Source organism: Alteromonas sp. DY56-G5 (genome assembly GCF_041414725.1).
GTDB classification, from domain to species: Bacteria; Pseudomonadota; Gammaproteobacteria; order Enterobacterales; family Alteromonadaceae; genus Alteromonas; species Alteromonas macleodii.
Genome location: NZ_JANHZQ010000130.1, coordinates 1 through 824, shown reverse-complemented (window position 1 = coordinate 824; position 824 = coordinate 1). Strand labels below are relative to the sequence as shown.

Genomic DNA, 824 nt, shown 5'->3' with positions numbered 1-824 from the left:
CCGTCATTCCGCACCTAATTAACTGATTTATTTTTCTTGACACCGATCCCCCATTTTGATCTATTACTCATCTTTGGGTGCAGCAAAATGGCTATTTCTACTTCCTCCCTATCAGGGTTAACTATCAAACGCATGGACCATCTTGGTTTAGTATCCGGTATGTGTCGGGAGCTTGGTATCGCTAAGATGATTGACGCGGTTATCCCAAAAAACAATGAGCATAAGGTGACTCATGGAGAAGCCTTTGTCGCCATGCTTCTCAATGGTTTGGGTTTTCACAGTCGCACCCTACACATGTTTGCAGATTTTTTCGCTGACAAACCCACTGAACGCCTGATTGGTCCGGGTGTAAAGGCCAAGCACCTGAATGATGATGTACTTGGTCGGTGTCTTGATGCCCTCTATGAAGCAGACGTGTCGTCGCTATATCAAGTCATGGCTGAGCGAGTGGTCGACACTCTGGGGTTAGCCAGTAACGCTGTGCACCTGGATATCACCAGTTTTCATGTCGATGGTGAATACGCTGTTGATGAACAAGATAGCGAGACTAAACGCATTGAGCTGGTTAAAGGTTACAGCCGGGACCACCGGCCAGAATTAAACCAGGTGATACTGGAGCTGATTTGTGAAAATCAAGCCGGTATCCCTGTCTATATGCAGGCTTTAAGTGGCAATACGAATGACCAGAAAGCTTTTGCAGAAGTCACCCGTCACCATATTCAGTGTTTAAAGGCCGCACAACAATGCCGATATTTTGTTGCCGATGCGGCGCTTTATACCGAAGAATCTATCACTGCCCTGGCAACACAGAACCAATTGTTTAT

At 46.2% G+C, this 824-nt stretch carries 1 protein-coding gene; it reads left to right on the top strand.

Going from position 1 to position 824, the window contains the following annotated elements; genetic code table 11:
• Positions 1 to 87 precede the first annotated feature (87 nt).
• Positions 88 to 824, top strand: a 737-nt coding sequence (locus tag NO989_RS21855) for an IS1634 family transposase (protein ID WP_371343200.1), incomplete at its 3' end; no start/stop codon positions are given.